We start from the raw sequence: 17,670 nt of genomic DNA on the forward strand, positions 1-17,670 counted from the left end.
TCGTCAGTTGCTTCAACGCGGGGAACCCGCGCAACGCACTGACTCACAACTTCAATCGCTAAAGATATCGATGCAGTCTGAGTGATGAATGATTCATCTTCCCATACAGGTTCATTTACAAGATTGTCGTTATTTAGTATCAGTACATCTGGGGAGTATCCAGATTCATGAAGAGGTGGTTTGATGATTACAGTTTTTGGTATGAAGTACGGAAGCTTTAGCCGCAGGAATTCAGATGTTGTTTGGGAAGCTAAAAACCCAACAACTCTTTCATGTTTCCCTTTTGGCAAAGCCATTTCTACAATCACTCCATCATATAATTCATAACGACGTTCGGAATTCTCAGGATACCAAGCTACGAATTCTTCAAAGGTTACTAGCTTGGTTTTTGGTAAAGCTTGAGTCATGGTTATTACCTCAACTAAGGATAGTACATAAGTAGGTCAACATTGAGAAACATAAAATAGAATCTTTGCGATTGCTTCGCTCCACTCCGTTTCACTCGCAATGACATTTCACGTTTAATTAGGTTGAGCTACTTATCTGGACGGCGTGGACGTACTTTTACGAATCTCCAACGAATTCATCATTGCTTGTGCAGTTTCTAAAAAAGCATCATATTGACTTTCTTCTGCTGTGTAAGTCACGATGTATGCTTTGTTGTCTTTTACTGTCCAAACTGCCATCCTCTTAACATTAAATTGCTCTTGCTTTCCTGTGTAAATAACTTCATGTGCTGGTAGCTTTGCCAGTTTAGTTGGATGCGATTGATTGATTCTAGGATTTGTTAAATATCGGGTAATTTGATTAACTTTTAAATTTGTATAATCAGGTAAGGAAATAGATTTTTTCAAGTCTTCCATTTCTACAGATAGTTCTGGTTTAAAAGAATTTGAATCATTATTTTGAGGAGAAAAAAATTTCGCGACATCACCCGTAAATCTATCTTCTATCTTTTGAATTATCCAATCTTTAGGATATTTCATCCTAATCAGAAAATAGTTAGAACTATCATAAGTCAAAAATGAGGTTTTAGTTAACGATGAATCATTATGTGATGAAGCGAATATTTTCTCTCGTATTTCTGGAACCAAAACAACTATACAAGGGACAAGAGCAACCAACACCAAAGCTAAGGCAATCTTTCTATTTTGCCACTTCTTTAATTTCCTTTTTGTGACTAAGCTTAAAAGCGCTTGCGAAACTTCATTCACTGACTGATAGCGCTTACAAGAATCATAACGCACCATTTTGTCTAAAATATCTGCTAGCTGAGGTTTAACTTGTACCAAATCTCGCCAAACAACTTCATGAGTCTCTGGATTTTTTGGGAGTTGTTTAGGCAAAATTCCTGTCAGGGCTTGGATAGCAGTGATACCCAAAGCATAAATGTCGCTGTTAAATTCTGGATTGCCAATAGCTTGTTCGCTTGGCACATAACCGGGAGTGCCAATAGGGACTGTCTTTCCTTGAGAGTTAGGTCTAAAGGTATTGATTTTTTCTTTGACTGCCCCAAAGTCAATCAGAACTAACTTGCCATCTGAGGTACGTCTAATAATATTTGAAGGTTTAATATCTCGGTGAATAATATTCTGCTGATGAACAAACTCTAATATTTTTAAAATATCTTGCAAAAAATTAATAACTTTATCTTCACTCCACTGTCTATCTGGTATAATCTCGTTGCTGAGAATATCACCGTTTATAAATTCTTGAACTAAATAAAATTCTCCATTTTCCTCAAAATGCGCTGAAAGTCGCGGAATTTGTACAGGACTTGTGCTTCCGTTTCAAATAAACGTGTGGCTGTTTGCAAAACAAACGGATCGGAAAGCTGGGGCTTGAGTTGCTTAACTATGCAATATGGTTTGCCAGGTAAGTCTTTATCTAGAGCCAGATAAGTCTCACTAAACCCTGTTCCCAAAAATTTTATAATTTCGTAGCGCCCTCGGAGCGTTCTTTCCAGCATTTCTTTTACCTAAAGGTGCACAAGTTCTTCACCTGATGGTTGATACCGATTGTTGCACAGAATCTGATTTAGCAGAAGATATCTACGCCATGATACGGAACCTCACCCTGCCCTGTCGGGCATCCCTCTCCTTAGTAAGGAGAGGGAAAGTTAAACTGTGTAGGTTGCCCAACCTACCTTGTTCTATGTTCTATATACGCCATTCTTAGCACTGGAAGAAGTCAAACAGGTGGGTGGAGATGGAGAGAATAAGATTGATTACAAATATTTGGTCTAAAATCTAAATCTAAAACCCACAATCAACAAAGCATGGCAGATCTGACTCCTAATTCTAGTTTTAGCTTGACACTCCGCTTGGAAATTCCTAACCGCGTTGGAATGTTAGCTAACGTAACCAAGGCTATAGCAACCAGTGGCGGTAATTTTGGTCAAATTGATTTAATCGAACAAACAAGGGATATTTCCATTCGCGAAATCACCGTTGATGCGGCTAGCAGTGACCACGCTGAGATAATTGTGCAAGCGGTGAAAGCTGTGCCAGATATTAAGGTGCTCAATGTCTATGATCGCACCTTTAATTTGCATCGTGGCGGGAAAATCAGCATTACCAGCAGAATTCCCCTAAAAAGTGTGTCTGATTTAGCGATGGCTTATACGCCGGGAGTTGGAAGAATCTGTACTGCGATCGCCCAAAATCCCGAAGAAGTTTACAACCTCACCATCAAACGCAACACTGTAGCCATTGTTACTGATGGCACCGCCGTTTTAGGATTGGGAAATCTTGGTCCTGCAGCCGCCTTACCAGTTATGGAAGGTAAAGCCATGCTGTTTAAGGAATTCGCTGGTATTGATGCCTTTCCTATCTGCCTTGATACCCAAGATACTGAGAAGATTATCGAAGCTGTCAAAAATATTGCTCCGGTATTTGGGGGTGTCAATTTAGAGGATATCGCTGCTCCCCGCTGTTTTGAAATTGAAGCAAGACTACGGCAAGAATTAGATATCCCCGTTTTTCACGATGACCAACATGGTACGGCAATTGTCACTTTAGCAGCGTTGTATAACGCTCTCAAGGTAGTACAAAAGTCAATGGGAGACATCCGCATTGTGATTAACGGTGCTGGGGCTGCTGGCGTAGCTGTCGCCCGGTTACTCAGAAAAGCAGGAGCAGAAAAAATTTGGATGTGCGACTCGAAAGGTATTCTTTCTACCAGTCGTACTGACTTGACAGAAGAAAAGCGCGAATTTGCAGTTAAAGCACAAGGAACCCTAGCAGGTGCTTTACAAGGTGCAGATGTGTTTATTGGTTTGAGCGCACCAGGAGTTTTAACACCAGAAATGGTGCGTTCTATGGCGAAAGATCCAATTGTGTTTGCAATGGCAAATCCTATTCCCGAAATTCAGCCAGAGTTGATCAAAGACGATGTTGCAGTTATGGCAACAGGTCGCAGTGATTACCCGAATCAAATTAACAATGTTCTGGCATTTCCAGGTGTTTTCCGTGGTGCTTTGGATTGTCGGGCTGCAACAATTACTACCACGATGTACTTGGAAGCGGCGAGTGCGATCGCATCCCTAATTAAACCCTCAGACCTTGACAAACAACACATCGTTCCTTCTGTATTTGATGAGCGAGTCGTGACTGCTGTTGCTGGGGCTGTGCAACGTGCTGCGCGTCAAGAGGGTATTGCTCGCGGTTAATTAACTCATCAAGACTAGCACTCTGTGCGATCGCCCTTTGCGCGGACACTCTGTACCATTACATCCGTTTCCATTGAAATAATTTCTCCAGGACTTACGCAAAATTATGAAAAAACAAACCGCATAGACGCGGAGGACACAAAGGAATAAGAGTTTTAGAGAGTTCTTGCGTAAGTCCTATTCTCTCTTCTCTTCCTCTGCGTTCTCTGCGCCTCTGCGGTTTTTTAATTATTCAGATTCAACCAGAAACGATATAAAATCTTCCTCCCCCCAAGCAAGCCTTAAAAAGAAAGGAAGATAAAAGCCCCCTTTTTAAGGGGGTTGGGGGATCAAATCTTTTCATCATTCAATCCGCGTTCAAAAACTCCAAATACCCATTGCTAAGTTCTTTCACCGCCAACTCATAAAACTGCTTCCCATGTTCAGGTGTCGCCAAAGCTGGATTTGAACCCATTCTCCCGTCTGGATATTTCTCGCGAAAGTCCGCTGCACCATAAATCCTGTGTCCAGTACCAACTTCTTCTGAAAGAGGTGCTTGCTTAATCGCTTCTGGATACACAAATTGAGTCACTGCAACTTCGCTTGGTGTTGCATGCGAACCTTCTTGATCCCCATATAATTCTTTTGCTAACTTGTAAACGGAACCGCACATAAACCAGTTTGCAACTTGGCATTGCACTCGTTGCGCGTTGGGAATTTGTATATCTTCCAAATGGGCGTATGTTTCAGAAAAAGCAGCTTTGAGGGTAGCTATGTTACCGCCGTGTCCGTTGATAAAGTAAAATTTTGTAAAACCAGCTTTAGCTAAACTCGTGATGTAGTCTCGCAGCACTAGAATCATCGTGCTGGGACGCAGACTTATACTACCAGGAAAAGCTGTGTGGTGTAATGCCATGCCCACATTAATTGTGGGACCGACTATTGCTTGAGTGGCTTCACCTACACCACGGGCGATCGCCTCTGCACAAATCGCATCTGTACCAATTAATCCTGTAGGTCCGTGTTGTTCTGTCGAACCAATAGGCAAAATAATACCCCCAGACTGCTGGAGATAAGCCTCGACTTCCTGCCAGGTGCTTAAATGCAATAACATTTTTATTCCGCGTCCTTATCAAGGTTGCACCTTTTTAAGGATAGATTATCAACCCTGAATTAGGAATTATGGAAACACTCTTCATTCAATAATTCCTAAATTCCTTACTCATCAAAACAGTAGTGTTTCTTGACATCGCTTCTAATCTCCCAAGTGCAGGACATTCCAGCCGGAAAAGTGACCAAATCACCTTTACCCATCTGCACTGATTTGCCACCATCAGGTGTAACTATGACATCACCTTCTAAAAAATAGCAAGTTTCTTGAGTGTCATAAGTCCAAGGAAACTTTGAGACTTCTTTTGTCCAAATCCCCCATTTGAACACACCCAGTTCGTTAAGCTGCTCAATGCTCGGTTGATGCTCTACCTTAATTTCCATTGTTTATCTCCTACAAGGTGATCTTAAAAGAAGGAATTATAGGTATTTTAAAATCAAAGCTGTTCAGTAGGTCGGTACAAATGAAGTTAACTTGTTCGGATCGTCAGAGTACTGCGCCCTTGCTGATTCTTTGACAGTAGGTGTCGTCTTTCACAATCCTTTGGAGGTGAGAGATAACTCAACTATTGGAGATGATTTAGTACTGTTGTGCTCTATGGTTGGCAATAATCTCACGATTGCAACTGGGAGACATTAGTCGTCGTTGGTGTGAGTTTATCTGATGTTGTACAACTCGCGTGAGAGTGCAGTCATTATAACAGAGGAGTAAGCTGACGCTTTAAAGTCAATCATACATTAAGATGAAACTTGCACTGCGAGCCAAGCTATGACCTTATGAAGTGATGTTTTGGGAGTTTAACAGTAAGCTTGAATATCTTCACCGCAGACATCAGCCAAATAACACAAAGCACGAAAACGTAATCCCACAAGTTCGTCGTACAGCGGATTTAACTTGCACATTGGGGGAATGTGGGCAACTTTGCGACCAAACAGAAGAATATCTCGCTCAAAAGGACATTGAGCCGGGATCACTTTTGCAATAAATTTCGCTAATTTTGGATTTTGAATTTCTAATGAATCAAGCTTACGACGTAATGGTTGAAGTAAATCAATTTTCGGTTGAGCTATTTGATTTTTATTGACTGTTTGATGAGCTTCCAATCCAGAGTGAACAAAAGCAGGGAAGAAAATACGCTGACCGTGATTACCAGTTTTGAGGATAGTCATAAGTAAGTTAACCTTGAACTTTGAATGGTTTGGTTAGGGGTTTTTGGTTGTCCATAAAATCCATTTAGCTAATTTTTGAAATAGAATCATGGCAATACCAAATATATGTATACACGGAATATTTACTTTTGTAAACACCGTATATTATTTTTATTTAAACTGACCGTAGTGTGAAAAACTGTCCTACCTAATACAATACTATAAAAAAAGTCTAAAGAAGTTTTTTATACTTATTGAAATCTGATATTTGTAATATGCATTTCATATCTTGAATGTAAACGACCTCGGCTAAAACCACACAGTATCTTGAGGTGTAGTTTTTTTGCCTAGAAGAGTCGTTTAGTTCATACCTAAGCTATATATTGTTTTTATGTCACCTATAAACACTTCTTATTGTAACTATTGGTTCACCAGTTTGGTGTGAGATAAATCACAAAAGACCAAGACTCACATCTGACATCAGCTACTTTATTGCAATTTTTGTCGGGTGGGCACTGCAAACCCTGCGTTCAAACCCTTTTTTGGTTGTGTGCAGTGCCCACTCGAAGGGTTTTGAGCAATTTTGTCGAGGGTTAGCCTGACGATAACAAGGTATCCACAACCGCACACGACCGATATAAACTCGATTTTTTGAGTTTTGTCAAGTGAACCGAGATACGTAATAAAGTTTGCTACTTAACTGCTGCTAGAATTTTTCTTATTCTCAGGAAACTTACATTTCACTTCAATTTCAAAATTGCCTTCACTAGAGCCTTCCACCAAGATAGGAATACCAACTTTGCTACCTAGCTTGATGCCAAATTTGATTGTGACTTCTTCAGCTTCAGGTAAGTTCCTGAATGCCCCGAGAGCCAACTTAGTATAACCACGAAGCTTCGCGTGAAATTCTTGAATGTTAACTGTAGGCAGAATATCGCCAATACCACGGTAAACTTCTTGCTCGTCGTTTATTTCTGGCACCTCAGCGACGGTTTTTGACTGAATATAAAGCTCGTACTCTTCACCGTTATCTTTAATTATCAGGCGTTGTACTTCTGACATTGGTAGCCTCTAGTTATTGCAGATTACTATGTTAGTTAGAATACTCTAAAATGCTCATATGCTTGGTCGGACAGTATGGCTCGATATGCCTTGGTGATTGGCATTGCTAACTATAATAATTTCAGAAATCTGCCAAAGGCTGTCACCGATGCAGAAAAAATAGCGCTGGTACTCCGTGAACACGGTCGCTTTGAAGTTCAGCCGTTACCTGGTAAGTTAATCGAGAGTGAAAATCGCTGGTGTGTCGCGCCAGACAAAAAGCTACCTGGTAAAGAACTGGGTTCGACACTGAGCAAGTTTCTGTTGGAAAAGGCGAAAAATCACGAAGCATTGATTTATTTTGCTGGACATGGATTTGAAGCAGCAACCTTAACAGGTAAGCAAAAGGGCTATCTGGCAACTTCTGATTGTACCAGTGATGGACAGAATGCGATCGCCTTTGACGACTTCAACGATTTAATCCGCGAATCTCAGCTTGCAAGTTTAGTGGTACTGCTAGACTGCTGCTATGCTGGTTCTTTTCTAGAAAAAAGTTTTTTCAGATCAAGTTTCCCCGTTTTCCACACTAAACAGGACTATTGTCTAATAACCGCCTCTCGTGAGTTTGAAAGAGCGCGGGAAGATGTCGAAGGAGGCATTTTTACCCAAGCAGTTTTGAGAGGATTATCTCACGATAAAGCTGATGAAACTACTGGTGAAGTAAACGCCAGCGACTTGTTTAGCTTTATATCGCGGGAACTTAAGCAGAGTGGACAAGAACCAATCTACATGGGCGGAGGAAGATCAATTCCTCTGGTTTGGTACCCGCCAACGAATCCGGTAGTTACTGGGGTTGTGCGTGAAGAATGTCCTTATCGAGGTTTGGAAGCTTTTGACAAGCAGCACGCACAATTTTTCTTTGGTCGTAAGAAGGTTGTTGAGGATATTTTACAAAAACTTACTCAGGCGCAGTTTGTCCCAATAATCGGCGCGTCGGGAAGTGGTAAGTCTTCCGTAGTGCGTGCGGGTTTGATTCCTCAGTTGGAGAAGAATGGCTGGCGAATATTAGACCCCATGAAACCAGGGATTGAGCCATTGGCAAAATTGGGAGCAGCCTTTGAACCATTTTTTCAACGTCCAAGGGAGATTCAGCAGCTTTATGATTTCATCCACAATCAACAGGATGGCTTGCATCGCGTAATTGAACGTCTCCCAGGTTCAGAGCGTTTCTTGTTAGTTGTGGATCAATTTGAAGAAGTGTTTACTCTTTGTTCCAAAGAAGAAGAGAGACGCAAATTTATTGATTTGTTAACCCAGGTTGTAGAACTTTCAGAAGCAACGTCTCTACAAAGTTTGCGCTTGGCAATTGTTACCACCATGCGAGCGGATTTTCTCGAACCCTGTTTGAGCTATCCATTCCTGACACAGTTGATTCAAAATCAGGCAGTGTATATGCCGCCGTTGGTGGGGGCAGAATTGGAACAGGCGATCGCATCCCCAGCAGCCCTCCAAGGTTATCGTTTTGAGGATGGGTTGCTAGGAGAGATTATCCAAGATGTGGGTAAAGAGCAGGGATGTTTGCCACTGTTACAGTTTGCCCTAACAGAACTTTGGGAGAAACGAGACAGCCAAAAACATCAGCTAACAGTTGAACAGTATCGGGCGATGGGTGGTGTGATTGGTGCACTGGATCTTCACGCCGAAAATATTTATCACAGTTTGACACAGCAGGAACAGGAATGGATTAAGCGGATATTTTTGAAACTAGTGCGAACGGGTGAAGGGGAAAAGGATACTAGGCAGCAGCAACCTAAAGCCAAATTATTAGCCATTGCTGGTGAAAACGAAATTGGTTTTGTTTTAGATGAGTTGATTCAAGAACGCTTGTTAGTAAGTGGACAAGAAAATCTGCACAGAGAAGCCTGGGTTGATTTAGCACATGAAGCTTTGATCGAAGGTTGGCAGCGGTTTGATGAATGGCGTGATAAAAATCGAGAACTACGGCGATTAATTGACAGAGTGGAAGATGCCCTACAGGAGTGGCGCAAACAACCAAAGAATGAAAATTTAATCATGGGTGGATTGCTGGCTCAAGTCCGGGAAAAATGGGAAGAAATGGAACCTGATTTAGATGCTGTAGCGAAAGAGTTTTACCAAAAAAGTGTTGCTTTTGAAGAACAACAGCGGCAACTCATTCAAGCTGCTAGCAACGCAAAAAGTCAGTTTTTGGCGAATATAAGCCATGAATTACGTACCCCATTGAATGCCATTATTGGTTTTAGTCAACTTCTACGAGATGATGCTTTAGATATCAGCTTATCAGAAGAATTTATTGGGGATCTTGAATCTATCAATATTGCAGGTAGGCATTTACTAATATTAATCAACGACATTCTTGACTTGTCGAAGATAGCAGCAGGAAAAATGACTGTTTACCCGGAGGCATTTCAGCTTGCAACGCTTATTAATAATGTCGTTTTGACAGTGAAGCCTTTGGTGGAGAAAAATGCCAATGTTTTAGAAGTAGACTTTGATGAAAAACTTGCCATCATGTACACCGATCAAACAAAGTTACGACAGGTACTGTACAACCTATTAAGCAATGCTGCCAAGTTTACTACTAACGGCAGAGTGGCACTAACAGTCAAGAAGGAGACGCCAGACTTAAATGGAAACTACGCTCCTGAAATTATTACGTTTACTGTTGAAGATACAGGTATTGGTATGTCCTATCACCAACAGCAACAGCTATTTCAACCTTTTATCCAAGGAGATGCTTCAACAACGAAAAAGTATGGTGGTACCGGACTGGGGTTAGCAATTAGCCGTCACTTTTGTCATCTGATGGGTGGTAAAATTCTTGTCAGAAGCGAAACTGGAGTAGGGTCTATTTTCATCGTTCGTCTACCATTGAATGTGACTGAATAAGCTAATAAGACATATTGTTCGCCTCCGCTACCATCCCATCTTCACAAATCCACAAACCGAAGAAGCAAAAGCCGCTTGTGAAACCTATCGTAAACATATTTGGGGCGCATAAGGGCTAAAAATAGATAGATCCAAAGGTTGGTGTCTATCATCACCTTATTTCCCATGCAGTTCCTCTCTATCGAATTGATAGTTGGCGGGCAGAGCAAATGAATGTTTGTCTAAAAGACTGAAAAATCGTTCTTTTTTTGCTTCAAGCTCATCTGTCTCTACAATAATTATTTTGAGAGTTTTACCTTCCATTTCAGAACTTACTCCCATCAAGCGTGCAAGATTACCTATCTTCTTTTTGATTTTCTTGGCGTCCTTGGCGTCTTGGCGGTTCGTTAAATTAAGTATTCTTCTGGCGGGAAGGGAGTAGTTTTTCCTTGAGTATGAGATTGCCATTTTCACAAGTAGCTTGCAGAACTTTATACATAAAATCACTGTATGCCATTTAAGTTTGAATTAAATATTGGGAATTTTGGATATTCAAGACGCGATGCATCGCGTCTCTACAATTTTAAACAACCGCCTCCTCCACAACAGCACCCTGCATCTTACCCAAAGCATCAATCAACGTTTGCAATTGTTGATCTGCTTTCATCACTCCTAAACCCCGCACTGTCACTTTACCAGGAGAGTAAACAAAGCGTGATCTGAGGGTTTCCGACAAATTTTGAGCCAAGTTTTTCCAACCAGGTTCTTCCATTTGCGTTTCTAAAATGATGTGCTGTTTGTTTTCTGGTTTAATGCGGCTAAATCCTAGTTTCTTCGCCAATTGTTTGAGTTCCATTACCCGCAACAGTTGAGTCGCTGGTTTAGGAATTGCACCATATCGATCATTCCACTCAGCAGCAATCTGCGATAATTCTTCTTTAGATTTTGCAGCTGCAACCGCACGGTAAGCACTCATCTTTTGGTCCAAATCGGTGATGTAATCGGCTGGCATAAACGCTGTCAGGTTGAGATCAATTTGGGTATCATCAACTTTAGGAATTTCTTGCCCTCTGATTTCACGGATAGCTTCTTCTAGCATTTCCATATATAAATCAAAACCGATCGCCTCCATTTGTCCTGACTGTTCTGCACCAAGCAAGTTACCCACACCCCTAATTTCCATATCCCGCATTGCTAATTGATAGCCGGAACCGAGTTGCGTAAATTCCTGGATTGCTCGTAACCGCTGACGTGCGGCGTCGGATAACGTCCGCTGTTTGGGATAAAATAACCATGCATGAGCTTGAATTCCTGCACGACCAACACGACCTCGTAGTTGATACAGTTGAGCTAATCCAAAGCGGTGAGCATCTTCAATTAAAATAGTGTTGACTCGCGGAATGTCCAAACCAGATTCAATAATCGTAGTACAAACAAGGATGTCTGCTTCTCCATTGCTGAAAGTTAGCATTGTTGATTCTAATTGGCTTTCATCCATTTGACCGTGGGCGATCGCAACTCTCGCACTCGGTATCATCTCCCGCAACTGTGTTCCTATTTCCTCAATTCCCTCAACTCGCGGAACGACGTAAAACACCTGTCCCCCTCGGTCGAGTTCTTGACGAATTGCAGTGCGTATGCTATCTGGATTCATGGGTGACAAATGAGTTTGAATCGGTCGTCTGGATGGAGGTGGTGTCGCAATCAAACTCATTTCCCGAATCCCCGATAAGGACATATATAAAGTACGGGGAATCGGAGTTGCAGAAAGAGTCAGCACATCAACCTGAGTTCTCAAGCTTTTGATTCTTTCTTTTTGGTTCACCCCAAACCGCTGTTCTTCGTCAACTACCAAAAGTCCTAAATCGCGGAAGGTTACGCTTTTACCTAAAAGTTGGTGTGTGCCGACAACAATATCTAACTCTCCTGTCGCCAGTCGTTTCAAAATATCGCGGCGTTCTTCAGCAGTCCGGAAGCGATTAAGTAACCCGACGTTAATTGGGTAGGGCGCAAAGCGTTCTTTTAAGGTGTGGTAATGTTGCTGAGTCAGGATAGTAGTGGGTGCAAGTAGTGCTACTTGTTTTCCACCAGAGGTGACAGCTTTGAAAATAGCGCGAATTGCGACTTCTGTTTTTCCAAAACCGACATCTCCACAAACTAGGCGATCCATTGGGCGATCGCTTTCCATATCCCGTTTCACATCCTGAGTCGCTTTAAGTTGATCAATTGTGGCTTGGTAAGGAAAAGAGTCTTCTAATTCCTGCTGCCAAGGTGTATCGTGTGGGTAAGTAATGCCTTTTTGTTGCGATCGCGATGCATACAGCTTAAGTAAGTCCACCGCCAATTTCTTAATCGCTTTGCGGACTCTATTCTTTGTATTTTCCCAAGCCTTACCCGTCATTTTGTTGAGTTCTGGTGGTTTCTCGTTTGTCGTACGCAACCGCGACAAAACACCAACTTGGTCAGCTGCGACACGCAATAAGCCGTCTGCATACTGCACCACCAAATACTCACGAATTTCGTTGTTTAGTGTGAGACTTTCTAGCTTGAGGAATTTACCTACACCGTGGTTCTTGTGAACCACAAAATCTCCCGGACGCAGCTTATTGGGATCAACTTGTTTAGAAGCAGCTTTTCTCCGCTTACGGATGTAGCTAGGAGTCGCTAGGGAGTGCTGACCATAAAATTCACGATCTGTAACAACAACAAGCCGGAACGTAGGTAAAATAAAACCTTCGAGTTCAGCAAGACCGGAATATTTGAGGGCGACTGGTGTGTGATTAACTTGTTGCTTGTCAATTGCGTGGTAGTCGCGGGGGTTAGGAATAAACTGGGCGGGACAGTCGTGTTCTTGCAACAGGGATACAGAACGCGAAGGTTGGGCAGACATTAGCCAAATCGAGAAGTTGCGATCGCGTTCTTGTCGCAGTGTTTCTGCAATTTTAGCGAATTGGTGCGGCATAACTGGCACCCTCCGACTGGCAAGATTAATGCCGGTGTTTTCCTCAACCAGTTCTGATAGATTTAGTTTGGGAAATTTTGCTGTATCAGCGAGACATTCGTCAAAAGGGCGATGAATTCTTGGTAGCAAAGCAGAAATTTTCCCTGTTCCCCCTGCTTCCCCAGCTTCCTCTGCTAACCTGCTTCCCAAAAGTTCCCATTGTTCTTCTGCATTTTCTACCCAGCGATCGCTATGGGCGTGACACTGTTCTGGTTCATCAATAGTAATTAACGTATTTTCAGGTAAATAATCTAACAGAGAAGCAGGTTTATCAAAAGCTAATCCTAAAAAGCGACGGCTACCCTCCACAAGTGTAGAGTCCTGAATATCAACTTCTGAGTCATCGCTTAATTGAGCACTCAGCGCTTGGAACTCAGCATTATCTTTCAGTGCTGTCATCAGAATGGGAGCAAAGCTTGTGGGAGTTAGGATCAACTGGTCTATTTTGTCAAGGGCGGCGGAACGTTGGGTTGCTGGGTCAAATTCTCGTATCTGCTCAATTTCATCGCCAAACCAATCTAGTCGTACGGGTAACTCTGAGGACACTGGGAAAACGTCAACAATATCGCCCCGCCGACTCCACTGCCCTTCTGTTTCCACCAAAGGAACCCTTTCGTACCCCAGTTTCGTGATTTCTTCACTGAAGGTATCCAAGTCAAATTCCATACCACGTTTCAGGGTGAAGCAAAAAGGTTTAAAAGCTTCTGCGGGTGGTAGATGAGGTTGTAGGGCGGCGACAGTAGCGACAACCGCCATTTTGGGTAAGGGGAATGAGGAAGATTTTGCTTCCCCAAGTTCCTCATCTCTTCCTCTGGCAAGTTGTATCAAATCCGCAAGGACTTGCATCTGTCCCCAAGTCATTTCGGTTTCCGGGTCAAAAGGTTCGTATGGGGACGCCTCGGAGGTTGGGTAGAAATGTACCGTTTGCCACCCCATTGCTTCTAGTTGTGTTGTCCAGCGTCCGGCTTCTTCCAGAGTCGCACAGACCACGAACAAATTCTTGCTCTGGGTTTGAGCCAACGCCGAAGCGACCAAACCTTTGGGCAAGCGAGGAATACCACTTAAGAGCAACTCTTGTTGCCGATTGAGCTTAGAGAGGAGTTCAGTGGTGAGCCCAGACCGGCCCAAAGCACGCACAATGGAAGAAAATGCCATAGATCACAAAATTATGAAGAAGTCCTTCTCGCGGGCAAGCATAATAGTAACGCTTACCACAACTATTTTAAAAGTCTAGACAGAGAAAGAAGTATAGCTATAGAGTTACCTGGTACAATGACCACTTACTAATCCACTGACTCATGGTTAATATACGAATCAGTGTAATCGTTGCTAACTCATGACTTATAGTTGATGACTTTTTTGTATGCAGAGTGTTTCGTAATCACACGTTGCATACTAGATACTAAGAGGTTAAGGTTAAGCACAGTTTGCCGATGGTATCGGCAGTTTTTACAGATGTCTCCAACAATCGAAATTCTAATTATTGTTCTTTTAATTCTTGCCAATGCTGTGTTTGTCATGTCAGAATTGGCGATTTTCTCAGTACGAAAGGTGCGTCTACAACAACTTGCTGACCGAGGCGATGCGAGAGCACGCGTTGCTTTAGAACTCGCATCCTCGCCGAATCAGTTTCTAGGGACTGTTCAGATTGGGATCACACTCCTGACCATCATCTCTGGTGCCTATGGTGAAGAAACTATCGCCAAGAGACTAACTCCTATTCTAAGTTTTATCCCTTTGCAGGGACAATATAAACAACAGTTGGCTAAAGGATTAGCAATTTTAGTTATTACATATTTGACACTGATTCTTGGTGAACTGGTACCTAAGCGGCTCGCTTTAAACCACCCGGAACCCATTGCTTCCGTTATCGCAATACCGATGCGTATGTTGTCTAAATTTACATCTCCAGTCGTTTATTTGTTGAGTATGTCTACAGAAACGGTGCTGCGGTTGTTGGGTATCAAACCATCCAAAGAGCCACTCGTGACAGAAGAAGAGATTAGAGTCTTGATTGAACAAGGTACTGAGGAGGGAACTTTTGAGGAAGCAGAACAAGATATGGTCGAGCGAGTTTTTCGCTTGGGCGATCGCCCCGTCAGTTCCTTCATGACACCCCGACCGGATATTGTTTGGCTGGATTTGGAGGACTCTACCGAAGAAAACCGCCAGAAGATTATTGATGGTGGTTATTCCCGGTATCCGGTTTGTCAGGGGGGACTTGACAACGTGCTGGGTATCATCCCAGTCACGGACTTGTTAGCCCGAAGTTTCTGCGGTGAAGACTTGGATTTGACAGTAGGATTGCGACAGCCCGTATATGTGCCAGAAAGCACCCGAGGCTTGAAAGTTTTGGAGTTGTTCAAGCAAACCGTCACCCATATGGCGCTAGTCGTAGATGAATATGGTGTGATTCAGGGATTAGTCACTCTTAATGACGTCATGATAGAAATAGTCGGTGATGTTCCTTCTATTGATGACCAGGAAGACCCTCAAATTGTGCAACGAGAGGACGGTTCCTGGTTGTTGGATGGTATGTTGGGTGTAGATGACTTTTTTGAACTATTTAATGTTGAGGAGTTGTCGTCCGAACACCGAGGAAGTTATCAAACATTGGGTGGTTTTGTGATGGCGCATCTAGGTCGCATACCCTCAGCAGCAGATCATTTTGAATGGCAAGGTATGCGTTTGGAAGTCATGGATATGGATGGTAACCGTGTTGATAAAGTTCTCGTTGTGCCTGAGCAAGTGCAATCTGGTAATAATGAGAAATTAGATTAGTATCAGACGTAGGGGAGCCAGTGCTGCAGGAGGGTTTCCCTCCGTAGGCATCTGGCGTTGGGCATGAACAATGCCCACCCTACAAACTAACAGCTTGCGGTATTGCATCTATAATCATTTGCGCCAATTCACAAAAACCTTCTCCTTCAGCAGCCGAAGTCATATATACAGGGTGATGCTGAAGTTGATTTGCATACTCCAGCACATTTGCCACACCCACAGACAGTGGAAAATAACGGTGATCAAATAAACTTTCATCGTTGGGACTATCGCCAACACTCACAACTTGTTCTGGAGTGTACTCAGGAAAGTATTCTTGCAACACCTGTAATAACCCATTTGCCTTGTCTTGTCCCAGAGGTTTTATGTGACACTGTACGTTACTGTAGGTGAAACCCCAACCCATTTGCTGACATAGATGACTCAGGGTTTTGAGTTCATCTATGCTTAAAGATTGCACATCAAATGTCCAATCAGTCACGCGAAAACGATTATCCGCAGATTCTTGAATCTGGGGAAATTGAGTTTGTAATTGTTGAAAAGCTGATGCCAAGTTTTGACGATGTGCTACTAAGTCAGGAATGGGTGTTAAAGCAACTGGTTTCTCACTTCCACCCAAAAAAAACAAACCGCCGTTTTCAGCTACAGCACCAACAACGGGCAGATAATACGCTAAACCACTCACCCAACCAGCACTCCGTCCGGTAATAATTACGACCTTTATACCAGCAGTTGCTAAGTCCTGTAAACTTTGTAATAGTGCGGTGGTAAATTTTCCTTTCTTGGTCAAGGTACCATCCATATCTGTAGCAACCAGACGAACATTGCTAAAGCATTGAGTCGATGAAACCTCAGACAAGGGCAGGAGTCTGTCCATAAAAGTTTCGTAAAAAGCTGTAAAAACACTAATTTACAGCAATACGGTACTCAGAATTGATCCCACTAATTGTTTTTTTACACCCTTACCCCCTTATATCCCAATACTGCACGGGGTTTTGGATTTTTGTAGGTTGGGTTGAACGAAGTGAAACCCAACAAATGCCTGTAGGTGTTGGGTTTTGTTCCTCAAACGCCAGACTTGCTGTGAGAGCGGAAAGCCGTCATTCGCGCTGGCTCACGCCACATGCCTCAACGCGGGGAACCCGCGCACGGCAGTGGCTCCCCAACCTACACAATTTCATTTTTTGGGCAAAACCCGAGTAGTATTGCCTTATATCCTTACTCCCTTACACCCTTACACCCTTAACCCCTTACCCCCCTAGTTGTTTGACTTTGCCTTGTGAATCACGAACTAGGATACCATCTTCCATTTCCACAATGCGATCAGCGATGTCCAAAATCCGGTTGTCGTGGGTGACTAACAATATAGATGTTCCTTGTTCTTTAGCAAGATGCTGCATCAATTCCACAACATCGCGCCCTGATTGTTTGTCTAAAGCTGCTGTGGGTTCGTCTGCTAGTACTAATGGGGGACTGTTGACCAATGCGCGGGCGATCGCAATCCTTTGTTTTTGTCCTCCAGAAAGATTTTCTGGGTAGTAATTAATCCGTTCTCCCAAACCCACAGCCTTAAGTATGGCTTCTGATTTCGCGATGGCTTGTTCTTGAGAAATATATTTATTCAGTTCTACCGCCATCTGCACATTTTGCCTAGCAGTTAAAAACTCCAACAAGTTATGAGCCTGAAAAATGTAACCAATCTTTCGCCGAATATTAACCAATTTTTTCTGGCTAGCCCTATATAGTTCTACGCCTAAAAATTGTAAGCTTCCTTCTTGTACAGATCGCAAACCACCAATCAAACTCAGTAATGTTGTCTTACCTGAACCAGATGGCCCAGTCATAATAACAATTTCTCCTGGATAAATGTCTAGATTAATATCAAAGAGAATTTGTCTTTTGAGTATGCCTTTACCGTAATAATGGTTGATATGTTTAATGGAAATAACAGGTTCTTTATTTAGCATAAATATCAATTATAGGAATCCGGTTTGGTTTATGTTAGCTTGCGTGGCGGAGCCATACGAACTCG

At 42.6% G+C, this 17,670-nt stretch carries 13 protein-coding genes and 2 pseudogenes; 4 read left to right on the forward strand and 11 right to left on the reverse strand.

The features are described 5' to 3' along the window. The 3 genes from DP116_RS16295 to DP116_RS29385 all read right to left on the reverse strand — a co-directional run. Positions 1 to 407: Uma2 family endonuclease (locus tag DP116_RS16295; RefSeq protein ID WP_169156177.1), on the reverse strand; the 407-nt coding region annotated here is incomplete at its 3' end. 132 nt (positions 408 to 539) lie between these two features. Further along, entirely contained in the window at positions 540 to 1,766 is a 1,227-nt protein-coding gene (locus DP116_RS30195; protein ID WP_339381469.1) for a protein kinase domain-containing protein, read from the reverse strand. Then, on the reverse strand, positions 1,718 to 1,969 hold the full coding sequence (locus DP116_RS29385; RefSeq protein ID WP_246275655.1) for a hypothetical protein: 252 nt from the start codon (positions 1,967 to 1,969) through the stop codon (positions 1,718 to 1,720). Before DP116_RS29385 ends, DP116_RS30195 begins: the two co-directional genes overlap by 49 nt. A 309-nt stretch (positions 1,970 to 2,278) precedes the next feature. Between DP116_RS29385 and DP116_RS16305 the strand changes: the two genes are divergently transcribed. Next, positions 2,279 to 3,670, forward strand: coding sequence for a malic enzyme-like NAD(P)-binding protein (locus DP116_RS16305; RefSeq protein ID WP_169156178.1), 1,392 nt, complete (start codon positions 2,279 to 2,281; stop codon positions 3,668 to 3,670). Positions 3,671 to 4,016: 346 nt separating this feature from the next. Here DP116_RS16305 and DP116_RS16310 read toward each other — a convergent pair whose 3' ends face one another. From DP116_RS16310 to DP116_RS16325, 4 genes are all read right to left on the reverse strand, one after another. Then, positions 4,017 to 4,763 carry a creatininase family protein gene (locus DP116_RS16310; protein ID WP_169156179.1) on the reverse strand — a complete coding sequence of 249 codons (747 nt, stop codon included), beginning with the start codon at positions 4,761 to 4,763 and terminating at the stop codon, positions 4,017 to 4,019. A 104-nt stretch (positions 4,764 to 4,867) separates the two neighbouring features. Then, positions 4,868 to 5,143 (reverse strand): cupin domain-containing protein, encoded by a 276-nt coding sequence (locus DP116_RS16315; protein ID WP_169156180.1) that lies wholly within the window; start codon positions 5,141 to 5,143, stop codon positions 4,868 to 4,870. A gap of 414 nt (positions 5,144 to 5,557) precedes the next feature. Further along, the gene (locus tag DP116_RS16320) at positions 5,558 to 5,923 is read right to left on the reverse strand and encodes a Mo-dependent nitrogenase C-terminal domain-containing protein (RefSeq protein ID WP_169156188.1); all 366 of its coding nucleotides are present in this window, start codon (positions 5,921 to 5,923) and stop codon (positions 5,558 to 5,560) included. Positions 5,924 to 6,604: 681 nt separating this feature from the next. Beyond that, positions 6,605 to 6,970 carry a CU044_2847 family protein gene (locus DP116_RS16325; protein WP_169156181.1) on the reverse strand — a complete coding sequence of 122 codons (366 nt, stop codon included), beginning with the start codon at positions 6,968 to 6,970 and terminating at the stop codon, positions 6,605 to 6,607. Between the two features lie 75 nt (positions 6,971 to 7,045). Here DP116_RS16325 and DP116_RS30200 point away from each other — a divergent pair. After that, positions 7,046 to 8,998: pseudogene (locus DP116_RS30200) on the forward strand (caspase family protein); the annotation flags it as partial. Between the two features lie 141 nt (positions 8,999 to 9,139). After that, a pseudogene (locus DP116_RS29395) lies at positions 9,140 to 9,877 on the forward strand (sensor histidine kinase); the annotation flags it as partial. 156 nt (positions 9,878 to 10,033) lie between these two features. Here DP116_RS29395 and DP116_RS16335 read toward each other — a convergent pair. Together DP116_RS16335 and mfd are read right to left on the reverse strand one after the other, a co-directional pair. Continuing rightward, positions 10,034 to 10,330, reverse strand: a complete 297-nt coding sequence (locus DP116_RS16335) for a hypothetical protein (protein ID WP_211173307.1) — start codon at positions 10,328 to 10,330, stop codon at positions 10,034 to 10,036. Between the two features lie 109 nt (positions 10,331 to 10,439). Next, the gene (gene mfd / locus DP116_RS16340; RefSeq protein WP_169156184.1) at positions 10,440 to 14,012 is read right to left on the reverse strand and encodes a transcription-repair coupling factor; all 3,573 of its coding nucleotides are present in this window, start codon (positions 14,010 to 14,012) and stop codon (positions 10,440 to 10,442) included. Positions 14,013 to 14,312: 300 nt separating this feature from the next. On the opposite strand from mfd, the gene DP116_RS16345 reads away from it, so the two are divergent. Next, a complete protein-coding gene (locus DP116_RS16345) occupies positions 14,313 to 15,638 on the forward strand; it encodes a hemolysin family protein (protein ID WP_169156185.1) in 1,326 nt (441 codons plus the stop codon). A 79-nt stretch (positions 15,639 to 15,717) separates the two neighbouring features. Here the strand turns inward: DP116_RS16345 and DP116_RS16350 are convergent, their stop codons facing one another. After that, positions 15,718 to 16,515 (reverse strand): HAD family hydrolase, encoded by a 798-nt coding sequence (locus DP116_RS16350; protein ID WP_169156186.1) that lies wholly within the window; start codon positions 16,513 to 16,515, stop codon positions 15,718 to 15,720. A 373-nt stretch (positions 16,516 to 16,888) separates the two neighbouring features. Continuing rightward, positions 16,889 to 17,605 carry a DevA family ABC transporter ATP-binding protein gene (locus DP116_RS16355; RefSeq protein ID WP_169156187.1) on the reverse strand — a complete coding sequence of 239 codons (717 nt, stop codon included), beginning with the start codon at positions 17,603 to 17,605 and terminating at the stop codon, positions 16,889 to 16,891. Positions 17,606 to 17,670 lie beyond the last annotated feature (65 nt).

The organism is Brasilonema bromeliae SPC951 (assembly GCF_012912135.1).
Lineage (GTDB): Bacteria > Cyanobacteriota > Cyanobacteriia > Cyanobacteriales > Nostocaceae > Brasilonema > Brasilonema bromeliae.